The following is a 23,089-nucleotide window of genomic DNA, read 5'->3' on the forward strand; positions in this document are numbered from 1 at the left end:
TTATGTTATTTATTTGTTAACGCGCTCAAAACTAGATTATAATTCTTGTATTTAATTACGGTTTCCCTCATTCTGGGATTTTTTTATTGTTTTTTTTATTGTTAAAAATGTAAAACACTGATAATTAGAAATTTTAACTTTAGTTAATTGTTAAAATAAAATTGTTTTTTTACTTTTTTATGGTTTAATGTTGTTTTAACTTAGGTATATGGTTTTTTTGTATTTAAAATAATAATTAATTATGAAAAAAAACAGATAATTAGGTATGTTGCCTTAATTGATGGTTGGAGCGTTTAATGATTGAATTGCTTAAAGTAAAAAAGCTTTTATCCTTAAAGTTTAGGATTAATACCAAATTTTGAATGGTATAGTATAAGGATATGAGCCCACCAATATCTAAACAAAAAAAGCTCCGGATTTCTCTGAAGCTTTTTCTTTGTAGCGGGAAGCATTAAAATATCTAACCAGTTTGTTGAAGATTATTATAGTATAATGAAATACGGATTTTAATAATGTTTAATATTTTATCACACAAAACTACCCAAATTTGGATAGCTTTGTGTAGATTGTTACGCATATAAACAAGTTAGCAAACAGTTTAAGAACATATCGTATAAATGAAAAATACAGTCCTAATTATTATCCATATTTATTGCTTGGTTTTAATTCCAGGTCTAATCAAAAATTTACACCAATCGGAGAATTAGTAACATGCACACTCAATCCTTTTTCTTTGATACAAATAATTTAATGATTCGTGAAAAATATTACAGTAAATAAGACGCACAAACAAATCAGCCCAATCAACAACTGTTATGATAATAAAAGTGGGTACTGTACTATCTGTAACTTTATATTTCTCAGACATTCTTTTTTCTCAAATATATTGATTTTAAAAGAAAAGTAATAAAAAAACAGGAATATACTTGTGTAAAGTTACTCCTATTGTAGTTATCTGCGTTGCAAACGCTATGACTTGTTTTATAAGGAAAGTAGGCACTCGTTGCAAACAATCGCCAGTGGGAAATATCTTTTTATTCCTTTGAAGGATAAACAACAGCAACCATTAGTAAAGCGACAGTTTTAGAATTAATTGGAACTGAAATAATTTCTTTTGGCTTGTTACTTTTAATTTTTAACTCAACACTATAATTCAAAGGTTCAAATATATTTTATAGTTAATCTTACTTTTAGTCAGATGAGTTTTTTCCTTGTGTTTCTGGTTTTAAACTTTTTAGCCTTTTTGATTGGAAAATCTGCACCGGTAAGAACATTGGCAATATTTGCTGTGATTAATGTTATTCTGTTACTTTTATGTATTTTCACTAAAGACAAAATGGCGATGTACAGTATACTGGGAATTGGGATTTTTAACTCCATTATGTTTTCTAATATTTATACGTTGAGTATTGCAGGACTGGGGAAATACACTAGTCAGGGTTCATCTCTATTGGTTATGGCGATTTTAGGAGGAGCTTTGATTCCTATGATTCAAGGAGCGCTTGCCGATTCTGATTTTGGTGTACAGAAATCCTTTATTGTGCCTGTTTTTTGTTACTTATATATTCTGTTTTTTGGCTTATACTGTGCAAAGAAGTTGAAATTTGTAGTACATGCTAAAAATATTTCAGGACATTAATTTGTTTGACAGTTATGCTCAATTATTGTAAGAGTAAAAAAATAAAACCCGGGAATATTGAATATTCCGGGTTTTAAATTTATTGATTACGATGACAGCAACATAGAGGTTACTGTATTATATAATTTAATATTCTTCAACAGCATTTAATTCTATATTCCAAAATTTACCAGTCTGCTTATTTTCAGTAATCGCTTTGTAAATTCCATTCACCGATTGATCAAGAGTTACAGGGGCGGTATCGCCTCCCATTCTGGTTTGTACCCATCCTGGATGTAAAGGAGTGACACGTATGTTTCTGTTTGCTAGCCTTTGGCTTAGCATAACTGCATATATATTTATCGCTGCTTTTGACATTCGGTATGCCGGAGCATTCGGAGCGATATTACGTATTAATGCCATTGCTGTTGATAAAAACAGAATCTGTCCACCATCTTTAACAAATTCTAAAAAGACTTCGGTAAACAAAACAGTTCCGGTTGTATTTGTAGCAAATGTTTCATTCATAAGTGCTGCGGAAGGAATTTCGTCTGCTAAATCCAGGCCAACCCCGGCATTGTTTATCAAAGCGTCTAATTTGATTCCAAGTTCTTTTACCTGTTGTGCGGCATTTTTTATGCTTTCTTCATTACTAATATCACCTTTGATAATAGTAAGTTTTGGATGTGAAAAATTGCTGATTTCTCCTGAGCGTGTTATGGCAATTACTGCCGCGCCTTCCTGTAATAATTTTTTGGTAAGACCAAGACCTATACCATTGCTTGCACCGGTAACCAGTACATTTGTAATCGAATTGTTCATAATGTAATCTATTGGGGGCCCTTTCGGTAATTTTAGAACCCAATTAATTTATAATGCAGAAGAGTTGTTGTTCTTATTGCTGGCAAATGTAGATATTTGTCGAACTTATAACCTCTTGTGAAGATTAAAATGTAAATTTGTTCATTATATTCGAACTTATGAATCAATCGGTAAAAAAAGCATTTCAAATATTGGAGTATATTGCTTCCAATGGAAATTTTGTAAGGCTCAATGATGTGGCCAGGGCTCTAAATTTGAAAAAGAATACTGTTCATGGTTTTTTAGATTCCCTTAAACAGCTTGGATATTTAGAACAGGATGATATCAGCCCACGATATAAAATAGGCCCAAAGATTGAATCCTTGTATGTGCCGTCATTTTCAGTCCATGAGCTTAAACGTGAAATACGTCCTTTACTTGAAAAAATATCTACTCTAACAAAGGAGTCCTCTTACCTTGCAGTACAGATGGGATCCTATTACAGGCACGAACTTAAATGTGAGCCCAACAGAGCTGTAAAGATTACCCTTAATATGGGAAAAGATTACGAGATGACCACTACGGCGATAGGTAAGTGTTTCCTCGCTTATTCTGAGCATTTACAGGCTAGTCTTGCTAAAGAATTTGAAAAAGAAAATTTTTTACTGATGGAAAAGGAAATCATAACCATCCAGAATGCAGGATATGCCTTAGATGTAGAGGCCTACGATCCGGATCTTAATTGTGTTGCCATCCCTATTTTTCATAAAAACAGACCCATTGCGGTGCTTTGTGTTTCCGGGCCTTCCTTTAGATTTAAAAAGCCACAGTTCGATGAGAGCCTGCGAATTATGAATTTTGTATTAAAGGAACATGGAAAATATCAGAACAAACTCGATATTGATTCACTGTAAGTTTAGTATATAGTATATTTTTTTAATAACGCTCAATAGCTTTTAAAATCTTCTATTTCAGCATTCTGAAAATTAATGATTTATGGAAATATATTCGAACGTAAACTTCTCAAGTCTTGGTTTTACTTCGTTTCTAAATTTTTAAAAACCCTAGTGCTACGATTATATTACAAAACGTCGTTTACTAATATGTAAGCCTTTTTATAAAGCTCTCTGAGTGTTAAGGCTTTAATTGTCAACTTCAAATTATATTTTGCGTGTAACTAAAATCCATTTTTATTTAACTCAAAACTGTTCGATTAGTTTTTAGAAGTGTAATTATTAAAACATTTTAATTAAGAATTCTAGGTTGCTATTTACTTTTTCAGTGCCCTCGTTATTACTTTGGAGTTTTTTATTTTCATTATTTCTGAAGACACAGCACCAAGAAAAGCTTCAGAATTAATGATATTGATACTTTTTATATTGGAGCTTTAATACAGTTTCTAAAAGTTCCGAACCTCAACTGCTTAACCCTTGTTTTTGTTGACTATCTGGTTTTCAAAAATACAATGTCCCACGATTCTGCCACAATAACTATTAATTATCGAAAATAGGTAATAACCAGCCTTACAACTTTAATTTTTTGTGGCAAAAATAGTAGCAGTTCCAATCAAATAAACATTTCTTCTTACCAAACCATTTTAATCTGGTTCGCTAATTCCACATATATGTAGAAAAATTCATCTTTTTTGAATGCACCCATTAGTGATGCTGATAAAGAATTATATGTTATTACACCCGAATTTTGTTTGAATTTTCCTCATCTCAAGTAATTACATCACAAACGTTATATCAAATGTACCATATGAAATAAAAAGTTAAGTCTATTTTTTTCTGGCTCACACTTGGTGTATGTTTATTAACTAAAATAATTTCTTATGTTGTAAGAATTTTTTATATTAGCTAATTGAAAAACAGTTGATTAATTTTAAAAATGTAAGTTTTTAATGGTGTGATTATTTAGAGTCTTGAATTTTCAACATATTATGTATTAAGGTTTTTAACTAATAAAAAAAACTGACTTATGAAAATTGAATTATTATTAAATCGTGTATCTTTTGAACATTCAATTAAATCTGGGCAATTAGCCTTTAATGGCTGGTTCCATGGCCCTGCATCGGGCGACAAAAATATTAAAGGTTTAGTACCTTTAATTGATTTACGTAAAGAATCTTGGGGAGGCTTATTTGTGTATGGAATGACAGCACAAATTTTTACTGTGGATGAAGATGCATTTAGTCTTCTTGAAAGAATTAAAAACGGTGAGACTTTGGATGATTTATCACAAAGTCCCTCTCCATTAACACATGACGATTTTATCTCATTCCAAGAACAATTAACAAATTACGAAATTGAACTTTAGCGAAAAAAAAATGACTAAAGTCTCCAATTTTTTGATTTCAGCGCCCTTACATGTTGAAATGGCTCTTTCATCATCTTGCCAGCTAAGTTGTAACTATTGTTCAGCAATGCCTTTTAATGGAAAATTTGCTGATAAGGAAAGTACGCTTAAACTTCTCAATGATCTATGTGATGCAAAAGTGTTTTCATTACTTCTGTCTGGAGGTGAGCCAACGCTTCATCCTAATTTTTTTGATTTCTTAAAATGTGTGTCTGGAAGAATAAGTGAAATTACTGTCAATACGAATGGAATTAAGTTTTCTCATAGTAAATATGCCAAGGAATTCAATCAACACTCACCAAAGGCTACTGTAGCTGTTAGCCTTGATTCAGCTGACATTAAAATAAATGATTTACAAAGAGGTGCTGGTGGAAGCCAAGCGATTCGTGCTATCGAAAATCTCTGCAACTTAAATCAGCCAATTTGTATATCTACTGTTCTGACTCCAGGCAATTTAGATACGGCAGATAAGTTAATTGATCGTTTTTTTCCAAGTGTTAAAGTATTTCGTTTTTTTCCAATTGTACCACGAAATGAATTAGAATTAAAAAACAATGATGAAAGTTATCAAAATTCTGTCAAACAATTTTATAAAAAAATAAGTGATCGAGCTAAAGTCATCCCAGAATTAAAAGGGATAGTGCCTTATAATACTGTCAAGGCAGAAGGTCAAGGTTCGTTATTTAATGAAATTGATTTTTGCTGCTGTGCATTTACAAAGTTATTTATAGATAGTGAACTGAATGGGTATCCGTGTTACTATTCAGCAAATACAGACACAAACCTTGGTAATTTTAAGTCAAATTCGTTTCAAAGTATTTGGAATAGTAAAAAAGCATTTGAAACACGAGAATTATCCAAATGTCGATCTTTATGTAATTTATCTTGGGAAACAGAACGTTTACCTCATAAATATACATATTGTGAATAAAGTGCATTATTTAATTAATATAAAAATTGTTTTAATGTGTAATAAAGATGATTTAAAGTATAGAATTTCAGAAGTAATTAATTCAATAATATTTTCAATATCAAACATTACTGATGAGGATATTGAAAAGTACGCAACAACATTTCGCGAGGTAGGCTTCGTTCAAATACCATCAATAATAGATAGTGAAGCTCTAGCAAATCTTTACCAGTATGTTATTGATAACTCGTATAAATACTTTGTGTCTTATCAAGGAAAAGATAGAGAGTATTTTGGTCGTTCTATTTCAGGGCATAGATTTAAAAGATTGTTTTTTAAGCCTGGAACAGAGTATGATAAGATTGCACTTGCAAATGATAAGATTTGGCAGATATTTAGTGACGAACTGGAAATGATGTCTGTTAAAATATCAGAATTAATTAGACCTATTATGATTTCCGTAGGAGAAAATTATCGTTATGATTACGGCAGCATCTTCTATTATGGGGAGAATGATTTTATTGGACTACATCATGATTCCCATTATGGTGATATGATAAATGCTCAGTTTCCGATGTCAATGAATGTGGATGGTTGTATAAGAATAAAATATAATGACGAATTAATCCCTTTTTACGACAATCCAGGATGTTTAAATATCTTAGGTGCACATGCCTGGCACGATGTGCCTACTATTTCTAAGATATACAATGATAAAAAACCACAAAGATTCAATTTTACTTTGGTTTATATGCCAATCAATTAGTAGATTATAAATGATTTAAAGACACTTTTTTTGTAGTAGAAAAAATTGAAGTAATTAATATTAAAAATGTAGAACATCCGGGATCCAATTAAGCACTATAATATATTCGAACCTAAACTTCTTATGCCTTAATTTTGCTGGACTTTTCATTTTTCAAAAGTCCATGTGCCACGATTCTGCCACAAAACTTAAACAGGTGAAATATCTTTAAAAAATGCCTTAACTTTTTGTGGCAGAAAAGGTATCCACTCCAAACATAGTGTCTTTTTAATTCCCACTAATTCATGTTCAGATTTTTCTGAAACTTTTCACTTTCCTAAGTTATTTATTGAGAAGTTATTTACAGCAAAACAGGTAAATATACCTATTTGAATTTCAATAAATTACAGTAATTTAACCTGCAAATAATCAACGATTTTTTTTAGTTCACTACCAGACTTTATCGTGGTTTATTTTTTTTGAACTTCACATAACTAATCCGTTAATATAACCATATCATAAAACAAATTCAATAGTTTTTAAAAGTTATGATCTAAATTGACTGTCTCAACTGTATATAAAAACCAGTTAATAAATGAGCATATGAATCCACTTGTAGTAATAAAGGTCGCAATTGAAAAAGTTCCCGTCACAAAATATGCTTTGTCAGTTGCTGGAATTGTGGCGGTTATTGCCATAATTAAGTCATTTGGAATTAACAATTTTCAGATTCCATTAATAAGTATACTTATTATGATTGGATTAATGGTTTTATTGTTTGTATTTTCTTCTCTTACAAAATCCTCAGATAAAACTTTACAATTTGCAGGATATATCCTTGTTTATACAGTTGTTTTTATAAGCTGTTTTTCATCACTGTTGTTAGCCAGCTGTATTTTTTTTGGAAAACCCAAACCACTTGATGAGATCGTGTATTTAAAGAAAAATGATTTAAATACGGTAAACGACAATCGAACAATAATCAAAAACTGTATTATTCAATCCACACTAAACGACACTTTGTTTCCTTTAGTTTGTACAATTAAAGGTGAAGTTAAAATTAATAGCAATGAAATTATTTTTCAACCACAGTATGGAATCATAAAAAAAAATCCTAGAAAAAAAATCCCCGGAGACAGCTTATCAATAAAATACGTTAGAGTTTATTTAAGCACTTTTGGATCAGAGGGCTGGATCCCCTTAAACAAAAGCAATGTATTAGAAATAAACAAAACACTACATGCTTCAAATACAGTTATTATTCCAAAATATAGATTTAAAATGTCAAAGAACAAGAAGATTGATTTAAGTTTATGTTGGCTAACCTTTGCAATAACAGTCGATACACCACAGCGAATCGAAGCCTATACATTTATACAAAGTTCTCATGACATATTTTAATTAATAATCTAACTACTACATAACTGAATGTCTTTATTATATTAAATAAATTACGCTATGAAACAGATTTTTTTCGCAATTTTATTGTTTTCTTTTCAAGGATATTCGCAAATTTATTATTGCTCATATTCAGGAGGGGCATGTTCATCAGGAATGCAACCACCCAGTTACTTGGCATTAAATGTAGTCACTAGTGTATGTGCCACTTTAGGTATTTCTGAAATACCTGTATATCGAGGCGAAGTTCAAAATGCATGCGCATTTGCCGATAATTTTGGCAATAGATTTATTACTTACAATCCAAATTTCTTGAACTATCTGTACACAAATAATCAATGGGCGCCTATTTCGGTTTTAGCACATGAAGTAGGTCATCATTTTGGAATGCACTCTTCATGGTACGGATCATTTTTGCATCCGTGGACAAAAGAACTTCAGTCTGACTACATTTCAGGCTATGTTCTCTACAAATTGGGTTGTCCTAGCATTCAAGACGCATTATCTGCAATGAATCTAATGTTTTCTTATACCGGGACGGCTTCGCATCCAGATAGCCCAAAAAGAATGGATGCATTAATTCAGGGATACAATAGGGCAAGTCAAGGATTTTAATAGTGGATTAGTATATATTTAATTTTGTGAGCTTCTACTTCTTTTTTTAATATATCGGTCTTAAACATTTCGATTGGAAATACTATGATTAGTTGGTATCAACACAAGCCCAGAAAAAAAAAGTTCATATATTCTGGCATAACGTTTAACAGTATTTCTTGAAATTTTAAGTTGCCTGGCACATCCCAGCACATTCAAATTTTTAGATATTACTAATCGGCCAATAAATAGCTGTTTATTCTTTGAAATAGTTTTTATTAGCCATAATTGATCATATTAAATTCCAAGCGTTCTATTTTAGAAGAAGATATTTGATTATTATGGTGCAATCATCTATTAATGAACAATATTTTTTATTAAAGAGACAAGGATTATCTAAAAAAAACATCAATCATTTTTTCGATTTCATCATAAACGCACAGGTCTTTAAAACAATTCTTCACTACAATTAAAATTTGACATGAATTGAAGATTCAATAAATCTTTGAAGGGTATTAAAGAAAAAATGAATTTACTGAGTAATGAAAAGCTTTGGTGTTTATAGATGTTAGAAAATAGCAGAGAGGATTATAAAAAGATTTACAGTAAAGAAAACAACATAAAAATAACAAAAATATCAATAGAACTTAGTTTAAATGTTTTATAAATTGTAATTGTTTATTTTAGTTAGTAGGTTCGTTTCTGCTGATTTTATTTTCCACTTAAATTAGGATGGCTTTACTTTGTAAGTTTAATTTATTTTTAGTTTTCTTCTGAATTACAGCGCACTGTTTAATATTGAGCCCATAAAAAGAAGTACAATAGCAATAATTTGAAACACCCTTATTGAACAAAAATATCCAAATATTATTAAAAGAACTGAACCGGTTGCGCAAAGTATTAGTGGAATATAATTGTTTTTTTTGACTGCCATATGATATAGAGCATACATATTTACTGTTATAAAATAAGTAAAAACGGAAATAAATACTTTACATATGGTGTGAGCTGTATGCCTGCAGCACCGAGCACGCTCAGATATGCTGCAATACAGTTACGAACCTAAACTCGGCAGATATTGATTTTGCTGATTTTCTAGTTTTCAAAAATACAACATGCCACGATTCTGCAATAAAACTCTGCATACTAATTTTTTTAATTATTTGTAGATCTAAAAGTTTCGAACCTAAACTCGCTAGACCTTTGTTTTGCTGGATTTCTTGTTTTCGAAAATATCATGTGCCACGATTTTGCCACAAAACTTAAAGCGTCTATTTTCAAAATAGATTTTAGATGATTTATGGTAAATTTGTTTCGGATGAAGAGGCTCCGCATTTAATTTTTTGTATTAGTAGTGTTTAAAAGGTTTTATAAAATTATTTACTAAGGACTTAATAAAAAAGTGTAATTCAAATTTTTAAATTGAGGAATTACTTTTATTTTCTTTTTTCTAGTTGAGAAAAGGATTCCAAGCCGCCACATAAAAAAATTTGATTTGAATTAGTTCATATGGGCAAGCATTCTTCTGTATGTTCTTCAATAATAGCTGTCAGAATTATTTTTTGTGTTTCAGATCATTAAGTTAAGATCTAATTAGATTCAAAATAAATTAAAAACATCTTACTGCTATTAAGTTTTATTCAAATCTGTAAATGTGGCTGTCCTTATCAAGTCTCTGAACCACATCCATAACTTTAGCATGAGGCAGATTATAGGTATTGACCAGCATACAGTATATATTTGCATATTCATTGTAAATGTTGGTTGCAAAGATTCCTGTATCGTCTGAGCCTACTACTATTGGCGGAATACTTTTACCCTGGTCATGCCATTTTATCCAATTTATTAAATGATAGGTCGAAAAGTTTTTGTGGAAACCGATACGAACATTACTGGTTGGCAACGTTTCAATGACAATTTCCCTTACTGTCATTTCATGCAGTAAGGTTATCTGTAATATCTCAATGTGCTCCGCTTTTAGAATCTCAAAAGAATCGATGCTGATAATCTTATCAAATTTTCTCCTGTATTTAGCATTATGATAGATTTCAAAGACTTCCAAAACCTTATCTTCTGAATTCTGAATTCTTTTTTTAGCGAAACCTTTCTCCAGCATATAGGACCATTCCTCTTCATCATATACTGACTTTGAAGTCATATTTGTCCTATCCTGTTCCAAAGCATGCAAAGGGCAGCATTGGCGCATCAGCCATGCTTGTTCCAGGATTGCTATTGGATAATGTTGGTTATAAATATCATAACTCAGTTCATTTACTCTATTGATAATAAAGGGAAGTATGTTATGTAGAGATTGGATTTTGCTTTTTATGATCAGATGATAACTGAAAATGAGATCATCCAAATAATCCCCTTTCTTAACCAGTAAATCTGAACCAACGCAATTTTGCCACTGCCGCGGAGAAAGCCCGGAAGCCACAGCATGGCCAATTCTATCACCTCTTTGAAGATCACAAAAAACGATTGCTTCATATATTGCCCTGATTCCGCTGATAATATGGTAAAAATCTTCCCCGGCATGATAGGTAAAATGCTTTACACCGCCACGACGCATTTTACGAAATACAGGTGCGAAGACTTCTGGGGGAGCATCAAATTCGCTGGCAGCAGCATCCAAAGCAACTATTTTTTTTCTATAGTCAGGGTAATTTTGAAGAAGCAGTACCAAAATTTGTCCTTTTTTAGCCACCTCGATACGCAGTTTTTTATGTCTTACTTGGGCATCAGGTTTGGCATCCGCTTTTTTTATAAAATGGGCAATGAGCCTCAGTTCTGGTATTTTGACTGTGCCTATGGGATCATTAGCAAAGTTTTCACTAATCTGCTGTATCATTTTCTTCCATCCTTTTTCAATTGCCTGTAGAAAATTGACCATCTCAAGCTGTGATTCTTTTGGAGAAAAACGGCCTTCCAGAAAGCTGATTAGATCTAAATCATTACCATGCATTTGATAATAGCGTCGCAAAAATATTTTTTCACTGTTTTCCCTTAATCCATTTAAAGTGTGTTTTTGAAACTGTTCGAATCCATTTTGATGCGTCTGCTGTACAAGAAGTCGATTTGTGAGACCCAGAATAAGAAGATAAAAATGAAATAAACCTGCCAGGAGCTCGTTGCTGGTTTTTCTTAATTCTTCTAAGATCAGGATGTACATAAAACCTTCCACGGACATAAGACAGGAATGATTGTCGCTTTCGCTGAGCAAGGATGAAAATGGGTGGTACGGGCTGCGGGGAAGGTCAGAGTCCATGCTTACAAATTTATTAAGCAGCGCTACTTTATTTAAATGCTCATATCCACTATTGCGGTATGGATAGAGAAAATAATAAAAGTAATTTCTAAGTTTTTGTGCTGTGGCTAAAAGCGTTACATATTTCACTGGTTCCAAAAGATTTGATTCCTGTTCCATTTGTTCCCTCACTTTTTGAATTTGGAATCCCTTTAAAAGGTCTTGATAAATTCCATTTGGGTTGAAAAGAAAGTCCTGCCATACCTGATCGGTTTCCAGAGCCCCGTTGAGGTGCATATGCAGATCATGAAGACCGTTATGATGTTTTACATAATAATCGAGCTGAGGGATTTTTGCCCTTGGAATTGACGTGTAACGGGAATTAGGCAGGAGATACTCTTTAAAATACTGGTACCTCTCTGCAGTGCTTTTTAGACCGCTTACGTTGGTTTTTTTATGCAACAACGCGCATTGAAGCAGTAAAGGAGGAATATACGTTATAGTATCCTGCCAGTTGTTCTGCTGAGGCGGCTTTACATAAATTTTATTGTCCTGTATTTCAAGGTAATCTTCTGCTATTTTAGCCAGTCCATTTGCGAAAATATCAGATAAGAATTCTATATCTTTAAACGTTTCCTGCTGCTGAAGGCGGTACAGATGATCGGGTATATCCGGATTCTGCGCTCTGCTTTTTAACAGCAATCGCCTTTTTACATCTTCAAAAGAAACAAATTGTCCATGTGTATAATTTGCAAGCGATTCATTATCAGATAGTAAAAATTTAAGCATTTTTTATTATTTAGTATATTTTGTAAGATATTCTTGGAATTTAATGAAATTAGATTCGGATGGACGTATAATTCCTAATGCCTTAAGTTCCTTTCTCAAATCATCCGTTACTGTATCTGTTTTTAATTTGTCAAAGGAAAAATTTATTCGTGTTAATATTTCAAATATTTGATCATAATGGGCTAAATTTCCTATAGAAAGTTGAACCTTATCATTCTTTTTAGGTGTTATTTTTGCAATAACGCTTGGAGAAACGAATACCCTTGATTCATATTCCCTTCTGATAGGGATTTTATCCAAAAATTTGCTTAGATCTGTATTAAGCAGTAGGTCTATCTGTCCATCATTTTGATCATCTTTCAAATAGTCACCACAAAAAGACTTAAGGCTGTTCTTTACTTTAGCATCCTTTTTTAAATACACGAGAAGCAAAGGACAGGATAATAGCCACTGAGAAAAAGACAATTGACGACTTTTTACAGTTTTGACCTTTTTGTCATCCTCTTGCAGCAGTTTGTCTATGTTGTTAAGGAAAATGGTATCCTTATAATTGGTATTGTTTAAGTTAAGTTCTGAGGAGAACTCATTAGCATTTTCCCTGCAGTCTTCAACTAGAACCGCATTTATGAAAGCAAGTATGTGGGAGTGGAAAACATCTCCAAGATTTTTATTACCCACTTTACCTTCGAGATTAGTAAGAGCATAAAAAAAACGGGTGGCAATCTTTCCTAATAAATGGATCGCTATTTTCATTCCTTCTGCCGGATATTTTTCCACCCAGCGGCCAAAAACCAATTCGATATCGACGCTTCCAGGTAACTTCTTGTCACTGAGTTCCTTAGTATCTTCTTCGGTACCTGTAATTTCATCGCTTCCAGGACCTCGTTTAAAGTCAGGCATCATATATCCTCTGAATTGTGATAGTTCGGTAAAACCATTTTTTAAATCATCAAGTTTGTGTTTTCGGATCAATTCTCCAATTGCGCCAATGAGTAAATAAGGTGAATAGGTTAGAAGGGATGCTTGCTTGTAAATATATTGATTAGAGCTGAGGGGCATATATACGAGTCTCTGCTGCACATAATCAGCATTTTCATTTTTAAGCACACTGTCAATACGGTCCGAGGTCAGTTTACTGTCTTTCTTTAGGCTTGATGCCAATCCGAAGATGGGGATGGTGCCAGCTTGTGATACTTTTTCACTGTTGGTTTGTTTCAGATCAATAGTACCTCTCATATAGGCAATAATCTTTCCTGCAACATCCTTTAAGACATTATCATTTAAGATGACCGTATTGTTACATAAATCTTCAATAGAAGGCAATAAGGCATAATCTTGATCAAAATATCCTAAGAGAGGCAATAGATTTCTGGTATAGCCGACTTTAATAAAGTAATCAAAAATAAGATACTGGTCTTTCTGGATATTGTAGGAGGATAAAAAATTAAGAGTCAGTAAACTGGCATTAAGATTGTCTTCTGTGGTGATAGGCTGGAGCTGATAGAGTTCTTCAAGTTTACGTTCACGAAGTAAAAAATCAAGGATTAGTCTGTTTAAATTTTTTGGAGATCGAATTGCAGTATGAATATCGATGTTTTTAGCATAGAGATCACTTAAAAAAATGTCTGTCAGGGGAACGATATTGGCATCTTCTCTTTTGTAAAGTCCAGTTTTAAGATCAAATAAATTTAAAAACTGAACCTGGGTTCTTAAAGGAAGTTCGAGCAGGTAATCACTGTAGGCATTGGCTTGATAGCCGTTATTGATTCCGAAGTATTTTAGAATTCGAGTGTATATTGCGCTAATTTCATTCGCAGCATCATTCTCAATTATATCTTTAGTGGCTTTTTCGTAAACATAAAACATCTTCTTCCCTTCATAACGTTTGCTGGTTCCAATTGTCGAGAGATGGATTCTGTTTTTAGGTTGCAATACTTTTTGCAGGTACTGTGATTCCAGTTCAGTAATCATGTCATTAAATACGTTGAGTTTTCCTAAAAGTTTACCTTCATATTTTAGGATTTCGTCTCCAAAATTCTGCCATTTTTTTTGGCGTACAACTGTAGAATATAACTGACTGTCACCGCTGACAATAGTAATTAATCTGCCTCCAATAAAATATTTTCTGATGGTTTCCAAAACTGCCCAGCCTTTTGTAGCATCAACATCAATATCATCAAACATTACCAAAAAAGCTTTTTTCTCTAAAATAGCGAGAGATAAGCGCAGAAATTCATTAAAGTTATCGGCTAATTCCTGTGAGGCGTGTACAGCTTTGAGTCCATTATCCATCACGAACTCCGGATCCTGCCAGCTGTCTAGACCGTTAGTTCCAATACCATCGATAGAAGGTAAGCCGGCAGCAAGTTTGTTAAGGGCTGCGCGCCATTCCTTGCGGCTGTAGGCCGGTTTTTTGGAAGGATCACATTCCAGTAAGTTGAGTTTTTTATCGATCAGTTCTTTTATGATGGCAATTACATTTAAGAAGACGTGTCCCTTTTCTTCAATTAGAGTAGGATCAATGATATCAAGTATCTGGAGGTGTTTTCCGGTTTGATTCTCGGAAAGCTCTCTTTTAATGGATAAGAGGAATGAAGTTTTTCCGCTTCCTCTGGTGCCTAAGACCGTAATCGTATTATGCAGATTCTTCTTCTCGCTTTGACCATCTTCAGGGATGAAGTCTTCAATTAATTCTTTAGCCCTTTTGAACTCCTTGTTATGAACAAGAGTTCCTATGTTTGCTGCTGCATTTTGGGTGGTTACTTCCCCGCTGATTCCATAAGCTTGGGCATTAATGCTTTTGTCAAGAATTATAGTAATAGATTCCATATTTTATTATTACTTTTTAGGTAAAGCTGAAAATTGAATTTCCAGATTGCTACGATTTTTTTAAGAGAATAATCTAAAACCTTTATTTCTTGTAATAGGATGTACAGAAGAATTAAAAGATTTAAGTTGAAAACAAAGAAAAAGTTTTAGTTAGAATATGCAGTACGTATTTATACCTGTTTATCTGATAATATTCTGTTTTTTAAAGTTGTTTTACAAATATTGTTAAATTTTATAAAGAATGGCCTTAATCGATTAATGATTTTTTGCTAAATGGATCGGAATTAACTAATGAAAATATTCGGTTCTGTCTCATTTAGCTACGTTTTAACTTTGCCCTTTTTAAATTGTTAAAGTCATGAATACGAAAGGTCATTGCTATCCGAAATTTATTATACTGCAGGCAGTATATTTTAAGCTTAGATTTACATTAAGCTATCGGGATGTTGAAGAAATCATGAAAATGCGAGGAGTTCATGTTGATCATGCTATTATTCAGCGCTGGGTTTTTAAGTTTACATCCTTCATTGAGTCAGAAATGAAGAAGAGAAAAGGTAAAGTAGGTACAAGTTGGAGATTGGATGAAACCTATATCAAAGTAAAAGGTATTTGGTGTTATTTATATAGAGCATTAGATAAACTAGGCAATACAGTAGACTTTCTTTTGACCAGAAGAAGACAAAGAATGAGCACTCAGTCTTTTCTAATTAAAGCAATTAGTAATATAACTGCATAACAAGAGTAATAAACATTGATAAAAGCGGTTCTAATACCGCAGCGATCAAAGTCTATAACAAGCGTTCGTTCTCAAAAATTAAAATTCGGGAGTGTAAATATCTCAACAATATTGTAGAGAAGGACCATCGATTTATAAAATGGAGGATATATAACGGGTTAGGCTTTAAAAGCTTTGAATCAGCAAGAAGAACATTGAGTGGAATTGAAGTTGTGCATATGCTGAGAAAGAATCAGATGGATGCACATGGGACAACTATGTTTAAATCATTCTGTAGATTGGCGGGATAACTTTTAAATTACTTAAATTCTTATATTTGATTCTGACAGATGCGACAGAACGTCAAATTTTAAACTAATTAAATATAATTGATTTTTAATTATATAAAAAATCATACCGAAGCATTACTAAAGGTTTTATTTAGGCTGTGTAGCATTATTGTTATAAACTAAATGTTACCTTCACTGTCTCCGTCATTGTAGATAAGTAAAACTATGGAAATACTTATTTTATTGTCTGTTATAAATAAAAGAAAATATAATTGTGAAATGCAAAAAAAAGTCCCACCGAAGCAGGACTAAAGATTTTCATCTACGGCATATAGCCTTATTGTGATAAGATTAAAGATTAGAATTTTTAATCAGCTACAAATATATAGAAAAAGAAATTATATAGAAAAAGGAAAACCGTAAAGTGGTAAATTGTTTTTTATTTATCTTTCGAAGTTGTTAAAAAAACGATTTTATCATGGCAAAAATATTAGGTTTAGATTTAGGAACAAATAGTATTGGATGGGCTATTGTAGACAAGGATGGGGATGATTTTTTTCTTGTTGATAAGGGAGTCAGAATATTTTCTGAGGGGGTAAAATCTGAAAAAGGAATTGAAAGTTCACGTGCCAGTGAACGTACCGGCTATAGAAGCGCTAGGAAAATAAAGTACCGAAGAAAACTACGAAAGTATCAAACATTAAAAGTTCTTTCAATAAATGGAATGTGTCCTTTATCTATTGATGAAGTGGAAGAATGGAAAAAATCAGGATTTAAAAAATATCCGCTTAATCCTGAATTCTTAAAATGGCTTCGAACAGATGAAGATAAAAATATCAATCCTTATGCGTTTAGAGATAAAGCCAGTAGAGGAAAGGTTACTGCCTTCGAATTTGGAAGAGCATTATATCATATTGCGCAAAGACGTGGATTCCTGAGTAATAGACTAGATCAATCGGCTGAGGGAATATTGGAAGAACATTGTCCAATTATTCAAACAATAATTGAAGATTTAGGTTCTACGGATGAATTAATTATTGAATTAAAAGACTATTTTTTTAATACTGGAATTATTGATGAAAATATCAAAGGCGGATTTAAAAAAGATCTAGACGATGGAGAGTCTAAACTCAAAACATTATATAACGCACTGAAAGCTATTGCAATAAAAAACGGGAATGATATTGTCAAAGTAAAAGAAGAGATAATTGCCCGATTAAACAGAAAAGAAGATTTAGGAGCGGTAAAAAGGGAAATTGGTGAAATTTCTCAAGCAATGATAGATGGAAATTTTTCAACTTTGGGACAATACTTTTTTAGTTTATACAATAAAGATAGGATAAGAAATAAGTATACAGCCAGAGAAGAACATTATTTAAAAGAGTTTGAGATAGTTTGTAAAGTACAAGGAATTCAAGGCATTAATGAAAATGAGCAATTACCAGAAAAAAGATATTCTGAATTGATTAAAGATTTATATAAAGCTATTTTCTTTCAGCGTCCTTTAAAATCACAAAAGGGATTGATCGGAAAATGTTCTTTTGAAAAAAGCAAATCTCGTTGTTCTGTTTCCCATCCAGATTTTGAACAGTACAGAATGTGGACTTATTTAAATACAATTAAATTTGGAACTCAATCAGAAAAAACGCTAAGATTTCTATCTCAAGAAGAAAAGTTAAGCCTGATACCTAAATTTTTAAGAAAGAAAGATAATTTCAATTTTGAAGATTTAGCAAAAGAGTTAATTCCCAAAGGAGCTACTTTTGGATTTTATAAATCATCTAGAAAGGATGAATTTCATTATTGGTTTAATTATAAATCAGCAGATACAGTTACAGGCTGTCCCCTTTCTGCATCATTAAAAAACACAATTGGAGAAGATTGGCAAACAAAAATATTTACTTATAAAACATTAAATTCAAAGCAAAAAGAAGTTTCTAGAACTGTTGATTATAAAGATATATGGCACCTGCTATCAGTTTCAACTTCAGATGTTTATTTATATGGATATGCAAAGGATAAACTTGGTTTAAGTGATAAAAATGCAAAGGCTTTTAGCAGAATTCGTCTGAAAAAAGACTATGCAGGCTTGAGTTTAAATGCCATTAATAAGATTCTGCCATATGTCAAAGAAGGTCTGTTATATTCTCACGCAGTATTTATGGCAAATGTTGAAAATATTATTGATGAGGAAATTTGGAGTGATGAAATACAAAGAAAATATATTCAAGATAAGATAGCCTTAATTATACAAAATCATACTTATGAAAATAGTTTATTAGAAATAGTGAATTCTTTAATAAAAGACTGCAAAACGGAAAATTGTTATTATTCGAAGGAAGCAGAAGATACTTATAAAAATGATTTGAATAAAAAACTGGTTCCATTTTTCAATTATAATTTTATTGAAGATAAACAAGCTGTGTTGGATAAATTATTTCCAATATTTATTGAGCAGCTAAAAGCCCATGAATTTGTAAAAATTAAACGCTTAGACGAAAAAGTTTTAGAATTCTTAAATGGTGAAAATGAAGATGGACAAGTATTTTGCAGCAATGAAAGACGTTTGAAAAAACTTTATCATCCATCAGATATTGAGATTTTCAAAAAGAAAATCATCAAAGATGAATTTGGAAATGAAAAATTGGTGCTAGGCAGCCCTTTGACAGCTTCTATAAAAAATCCTATGGCGATGCGTGCCTTACATCAATTACGAAAAGTATTGAATACTTTAATTGTTGAAGGGCATATTGATGAAAAAACAAAGATTCATATAGAAATGGCTCGTGAACTTAACGATGCTAATAAAAGAAAAGGTATTCAGGACTATCAAAATGAATTAGAGAAGAAACGAAAAGAAGCAGCTTCAGAAATAAGGAAGCTTTATTTAGAAGAATGCGGAAAAGAGATTGAGCCGACCCAAGATGATTTGTTGCGTTATCAACTTTGGCTTGAGCAAAATAGAGCCGAAATATATGAACAAGGTAGAAATATAAGTATTTGTGATATAATCGGAAGCAATCCAAAGTATGATATCGAACATACTATTCCAAGAAGCATTTCTCAAGACAATTCGCAAATGAACAAAACACTTTGCAGTCAGAAATTCAACAGAGATATTAAAGGAAATAAAATGCCTATTGAGTTAAATAATCATCTAGAAATCCTTCCAAGGATCGCCCATTGGAAAGAAGAAGCGGATAATTTAAGTAGGGAAATTGAAATAATTTCACGCTCTATAAAAGCTGCTGCAACAAAGGAAGTAAAAGATAGAAAAATAAGACGAAGACATTATTTAACACTAAAGAGAGATTATTTAAAGGGGAAATATGAGCGATTTATTTGGGAAGAGCCTAAAGTAGGTTTTAAGAACAGTCAGATTCCTGACACAGGAATTATTACTAAATACGCTCAAGCTTATTTAAAATCTTATTTCAATAGAGTTGAAAGTGTAAAAGGAGGAATGGTCGCCGAATTCAGAAAAATTTGGGGTATTCAGGAAAGTTATCAAGAAAATGATAAAAAATACTTTTTTGAAAAAGACAGAAGTAAGCATACCCATCATACTATCGATGCTATTACCATTGCCTGTATGACCAAAGAGAAGTATGATGTATTAGCTAAAGCTTGGACTTTAGAAGAAAAAGAACAAGTTAATGACGCACGAAAGTTATTGGCTGATTCTAAGCCTTGGAAAACTTTTAAGGAAGATTTAAAGAAAATAGAAGAAGAGATTTTGGTTTCGCATTATACGCCAGATAATATAAAAAAACAGTCTAAAAAGATTGTCAGAATTAGAGGTAAAAAACAATATGTTGCAGAAACGGAAAAAGACACTAATGGAAACAATATCGTAAAAAAAGATGCAAATCAAAAGATAATTTACAAGATAGATAGCGACGGAAAGAAAATTCCAAGGTTGCAGCAAGGTGATACTATTCGGGGATCTTTGCATCAAGACAGTATCTATGGGGCAATTAAAAATCCTTTGAATAATGAAGAAATCCGTTACGTCATTCGAAAGGATCTAGAAAGTATCAAGGCTTCCGATGTAGAAAGTATTGTTGATGAGGTTGTAAAAGAGAAAGTAAAAGAAGCGATTGAAAATAAGGTTTTGTTGATTTCCTCTAATCCACAGCAAAAAAATAAATTAGCTGAAGGTAAAAAAGTTTGGATGAATGAAGAAAAGGAGATTGCAATTAATAAAGTTAGATTGTATTCTAATTCAGTTAAAAATCCGTTGGAGATCAAGGAACATAATCAATTATCCAAATCCCGTCACGAACATAAACAAAAAGTGTATGGGCAAAATGACGAGAATTATGCAATGGCAATTTATGAGGTAGATGGTAAGAGAGAATTTGAGTTAATTAACAATTTTAATTTGGCAAAGCTAATAAAACAAGGGCAAGGTTATTATCCTCTATTTAAAGAGAAAGAAGTTAAAGGAAAAAAAATACAGATTCCAATTGCAAAGAGTAATAATAGAGATGTAATTTTAAAAAAAGGACAGCAGGTCGTTTTTTATGAAAAAGGCGAGAAATTAAGAGATATTACAGAAGTTAATGATTTCAAAGGAAGAATGTATATAATCGAAGGATTGTCAATTAATAGAGTTAAATCCGGAAACAATTTTTATGAATTTGGAGTGATTTTTTTACGATATTTTAAAGAGGCTCGTAAGTCTGATGATATTAAAAAAGATAATTTTAAGCCTGATGGAGATTTTAAATTAGGAGAAAATAAGCCAACAAGAAAAATGAGCCCAAGCCAATTTTCAGCATTTGTTGAGGGAATTGATTTTAAGGTTTTGCCATCTGGAAAAATTGAAAAAATATAATATTTTTCAAGATTTCTTTTATATCGATATTGATTTTAAACATTCAAACCACAATAGAAATCGACTTTCGATTTTGGTTCAACGATTTTCGTTGTGGTTTGAACAAAGATTAGAAAACACAATACTTAACCTGATTCATTGATTTTGTATAAATAAGTTGTGGTTTGATTAAAGATTAGAAGACACGATATTAACGAAACGCACGCAATAATATTCTGGCTGTTGTGGTTTGATTAAAGATTAGAAAACACGATATTTAGCGGAAGAATTTGTATTAGAAGCAAATAGTTGTGGTTTGATTAAAGATTAGAAAACACGATATTTATTTCTTTGTGAGGATATCCAATACAATGTTGTGGTTTGATTAAAGATTAGAAAACACGATATTAAGTACAGGCGGCTGAAGAAAAACTGGTAGGTTGTGGTTTGATTAAAGATTAGAAAACACGATATTCAAGACCTATAAACGGAACAGAATTAGACAGTTGTGGTTTGATTAAAGATTAGAAAACACGATATTCTATACCTATAAATGTTGAACTGGCGGGGAGTTGTGGTTTGATTAAAGATTAGAAAACACGATATTTGACCGTCGCAAGTAATAACTATTTAGATAGTTGTGGTTTGATTAAAGATTAGAAAACACGATATTTTTAAGTCCTACATTATCTAAGATTAAGGAGTTGTGGTTTGATTAAAGATTAGAAAACACGATATTGCAGTATTCTTTGGATAATGATAATTGGCAGTTGTGGTTTGATTAAAGATTAGAAAACACGATATTGAAATATTAAGAGTTGAGTAGTCATGCATAGTTGTGGTTTGATTAAAGATTAGAAAACACGATATTCATCGCTTCATCGTATTCACCTCCTTTATCGTTGTGGTTTGATTAAAGATTAGAAAACACGATATTTAACACTATTTTAGATAGTATTGTCGTTAGGTTGTGGTTTGATTAAAGATTAGAAAACACGATATTAAAATTAGTTTTAGATTCTATTGAAGACAAGTTGTGGTTTGATTAAAGATTAGAAAACACGATATTACAATGGCGTATTAATGCGCTTAGTGCTATGTTGTGGTTTGATTAAAGATTAGAAAACACGATATTAATGCCGTTTGCAATGGATTCAACAATTCTGTTGTGGTTTGATTAAAGATTAGAAAACACGATATTTACTAAAGCAACATTGACAAAAACGATAAGGTTGTGGTTTGATTAAAGATTAGAAAACACGATATTTTGCAGCAGTGTTAATTGGAACGTTAGGAGGTTGTGGTTTGATTAAAGATTAGAAAACACGATATTATTAGATTTAAATAAATGAAGACTAGCACAGTTGTGGTTTGATTAAAGATTAGAAAACACGATATTTTAATTTTAAGAATGAAGCCGGGAATTCCGGTTGTGGTTTGATTAAAGATTAGAAAACACGATATTAGAGTATCGATTTAGCCACGGGCTACCCGCGTTGTGGTTTGATTAAAGATTAGAAAACACGATATTTATCCCGTTTACATTATTTCAAAAGGAAGAGTTGTGGTTTGATTAAAGATTAGAAAACACGATATTAAAAGACGCAGAAGTAATAATAACTGACGTGTTGTGGTTTGATTAAAGATTAGAAAACACGATATTGAAGTAGTCGAAAAGAGTGGGGTTGCTGAGTTGTGGTTTGATTAAAGATTAGAAAACACGATATTAATTATACCTATGTACGTAACTAAAAGAAAGTTGTGGTTTGATTAAAGATTAGAAAACACGATATTTGAAGTGTTGATTAAATATAATTTACACGAGTTGTGGTTTGATTAAAGATTAGAAAACACGATATTATCTACACAATCCATACTTCGACCAAATAGGTTGTGGTTTGATTAAAGATTAGAAAACACGATATTACAGTATTGGATATTAATTGCTCAGACAACGTTGTGGTTTGATTAAAGAT

The 23,089-nt window shown here is 31.9% G+C and carries 11 protein-coding genes, 1 pseudogene and 1 CRISPR repeat array (1 of these 13 only partly in view); of the genes and pseudogenes, 9 read left to right on the top strand and 3 right to left on the bottom strand.

Going from position 1 to position 23,089, the window contains the following annotated elements; translation table 11 throughout:
• The first annotated feature begins 1,198 nt into the window (after window positions 1-1,198).
• The gene (locus tag ACHRWY_RS18890) at window positions 1,199-1,639 is read left to right on the top strand and encodes a hypothetical protein (RefSeq protein WP_395356759.1); all 441 of its coding nucleotides are present in this window, start codon (window positions 1,199-1,201) and stop codon (window positions 1,637-1,639) included.
• Between the two features lie 126 nt (window positions 1,640-1,765).
• Here ACHRWY_RS18890 and ACHRWY_RS18895 read toward each other — a convergent pair whose 3' ends face one another.
• Window positions 1,766-2,440: an SDR family NAD(P)-dependent oxidoreductase gene (locus ACHRWY_RS18895; protein ID WP_395356761.1), complete on the bottom strand. Its 675-nt coding sequence runs from the start codon at window positions 2,438-2,440 to the stop codon at window positions 1,766-1,768.
• Window positions 2,441-2,598: 158 nt separating this feature from the next.
• Here ACHRWY_RS18895 and ACHRWY_RS18900 point away from each other — a divergent pair, with 158 nt between their 5' ends.
• The 6 genes from ACHRWY_RS18900 (at window position 2,599) to ACHRWY_RS18925 (ending at window position 8,445) form a co-directional block, all read left to right on the top strand.
• The gene (locus ACHRWY_RS18900) at window positions 2,599-3,333 is read left to right on the top strand and encodes an IclR family transcriptional regulator (protein ID WP_395356762.1); all 735 of its coding nucleotides are present in this window, start codon (window positions 2,599-2,601) and stop codon (window positions 3,331-3,333) included.
• Window positions 3,334-4,399: 1,066 nt separating this feature from the next.
• Window positions 4,400-4,738: a hypothetical protein gene (locus ACHRWY_RS18905; RefSeq protein ID WP_395356764.1), complete on the top strand. Its 339-nt coding sequence runs from the start codon at window positions 4,400-4,402 to the stop codon at window positions 4,736-4,738.
• A 10-nt stretch (window positions 4,739-4,748) separates the two neighbouring features.
• A complete protein-coding gene (locus tag ACHRWY_RS18910) occupies window positions 4,749-5,708 on the top strand; it encodes a radical SAM/SPASM domain-containing protein (RefSeq protein ID WP_395356765.1) in 960 nt (319 codons plus the stop codon).
• On the top strand, window positions 5,701-6,453 hold the full coding sequence (locus ACHRWY_RS18915) for a hypothetical protein (RefSeq protein ID WP_395356767.1): 753 nt from the start codon (window positions 5,701-5,703) through the stop codon (window positions 6,451-6,453). The genes ACHRWY_RS18910 and ACHRWY_RS18915 overlap by 8 nt, the downstream gene beginning before the upstream one ends.
• A gap of 582 nt (window positions 6,454-7,035) precedes the next feature.
• Window positions 7,036-7,833, top strand: a complete 798-nt coding sequence (locus ACHRWY_RS18920; RefSeq protein ID WP_395356768.1) for a hypothetical protein — start codon at window positions 7,036-7,038, stop codon at window positions 7,831-7,833.
• Window positions 7,834-8,004: 171 nt separating this feature from the next.
• Window positions 8,005-8,445 (top strand): hypothetical protein, encoded by a 441-nt coding sequence (locus ACHRWY_RS18925; protein ID WP_395356769.1) that lies wholly within the window; start codon window positions 8,005-8,007, stop codon window positions 8,443-8,445.
• Between the two features lie 1,615 nt (window positions 8,446-10,060).
• On the opposite strand, the gene ACHRWY_RS18930 is transcribed toward ACHRWY_RS18925, so the two are convergent.
• Complete coding sequence (locus ACHRWY_RS18930) at window positions 10,061-12,460, bottom strand: hypothetical protein (RefSeq protein ID WP_395356770.1); 2,400 nt, start codon at window positions 12,458-12,460, stop codon at window positions 10,061-10,063.
• A 6-nt stretch (window positions 12,461-12,466) separates the two neighbouring features.
• A complete protein-coding gene (locus ACHRWY_RS18935) occupies window positions 12,467-15,289 on the bottom strand; it encodes a hypothetical protein (protein WP_395356771.1) in 2,823 nt (940 codons plus the stop codon).
• A 358-nt stretch (window positions 15,290-15,647) separates the two neighbouring features.
• Here ACHRWY_RS18935 and ACHRWY_RS18940 point away from each other — a divergent pair.
• Window positions 15,648-16,315, top strand: a pseudogene (locus tag ACHRWY_RS18940) (IS6 family transposase).
• Window positions 16,316-16,772: 457 nt separating this feature from the next.
• The gene (gene cas9 / locus ACHRWY_RS18945; RefSeq protein ID WP_395356772.1) at window positions 16,773-21,134 is read left to right on the top strand and encodes a type II CRISPR RNA-guided endonuclease Cas9; all 4,362 of its coding nucleotides are present in this window, start codon (window positions 16,773-16,775) and stop codon (window positions 21,132-21,134) included.
• A gap of 90 nt (window positions 21,135-21,224) precedes the next feature.
• A CRISPR array of direct repeats spans window positions 21,225-23,089; the repeat unit is 36 nt; unit sequence GTTGTGGTTTGATTAAAGATTAGAAAACACGATATT (it continues 2,582 nt past the right edge of the window).

It is taken from the genome of Flavobacterium sp. FlaQc-48, from assembly GCF_044007335.1.
In the GTDB taxonomy this organism is placed as follows: Bacteria; Bacteroidota; Bacteroidia; order Flavobacteriales; family Flavobacteriaceae; genus Flavobacterium.

Bases quoted from the DNA above. Each gene is read 5' to 3' on its own strand.
- ACHRWY_RS18905 (WP_395356764.1), top strand. From the start codon at position 4,400: ATGAAAATTGAATTATTATTAAATCGTGTATCTTTTGAACATTCAATT.
- ACHRWY_RS18920 (WP_395356768.1), top strand. From the start codon at position 7,036: ATGAATCCACTTGTAGTAATAAAGGTCGCAATTGAAAAAGTTCCCGTC.
- ACHRWY_RS18935 (WP_395356771.1), bottom strand. From the start codon at position 15,289: ATGGAATCTATTACTATAATTCTTGACAAAAGCATTAATGCCCAAGCT.
- ACHRWY_RS18910 (WP_395356765.1), top strand. From the start codon at position 4,749: ATGACTAAAGTCTCCAATTTTTTGATTTCAGCGCCCTTACATGTTGAA.
- cas9 (WP_395356772.1), top strand. From the start codon at position 16,773: ATGGCAAAAATATTAGGTTTAGATTTAGGAACAAATAGTATTGGATGG.
- ACHRWY_RS18890 (WP_395356759.1), top strand. From the start codon at position 1,199: ATGAGTTTTTTCCTTGTGTTTCTGGTTTTAAACTTTTTAGCCTTTTTG.
- ACHRWY_RS18895 (WP_395356761.1), bottom strand. From the start codon at position 2,440: ATGAACAATTCGATTACAAATGTACTGGTTACCGGTGCAAGCAATGGT.
- ACHRWY_RS18930 (WP_395356770.1), bottom strand. From the start codon at position 12,460: ATGCTTAAATTTTTACTATCTGATAATGAATCGCTTGCAAATTATACA.
- ACHRWY_RS18900 (WP_395356762.1), top strand. From the start codon at position 2,599: ATGAATCAATCGGTAAAAAAAGCATTTCAAATATTGGAGTATATTGCT.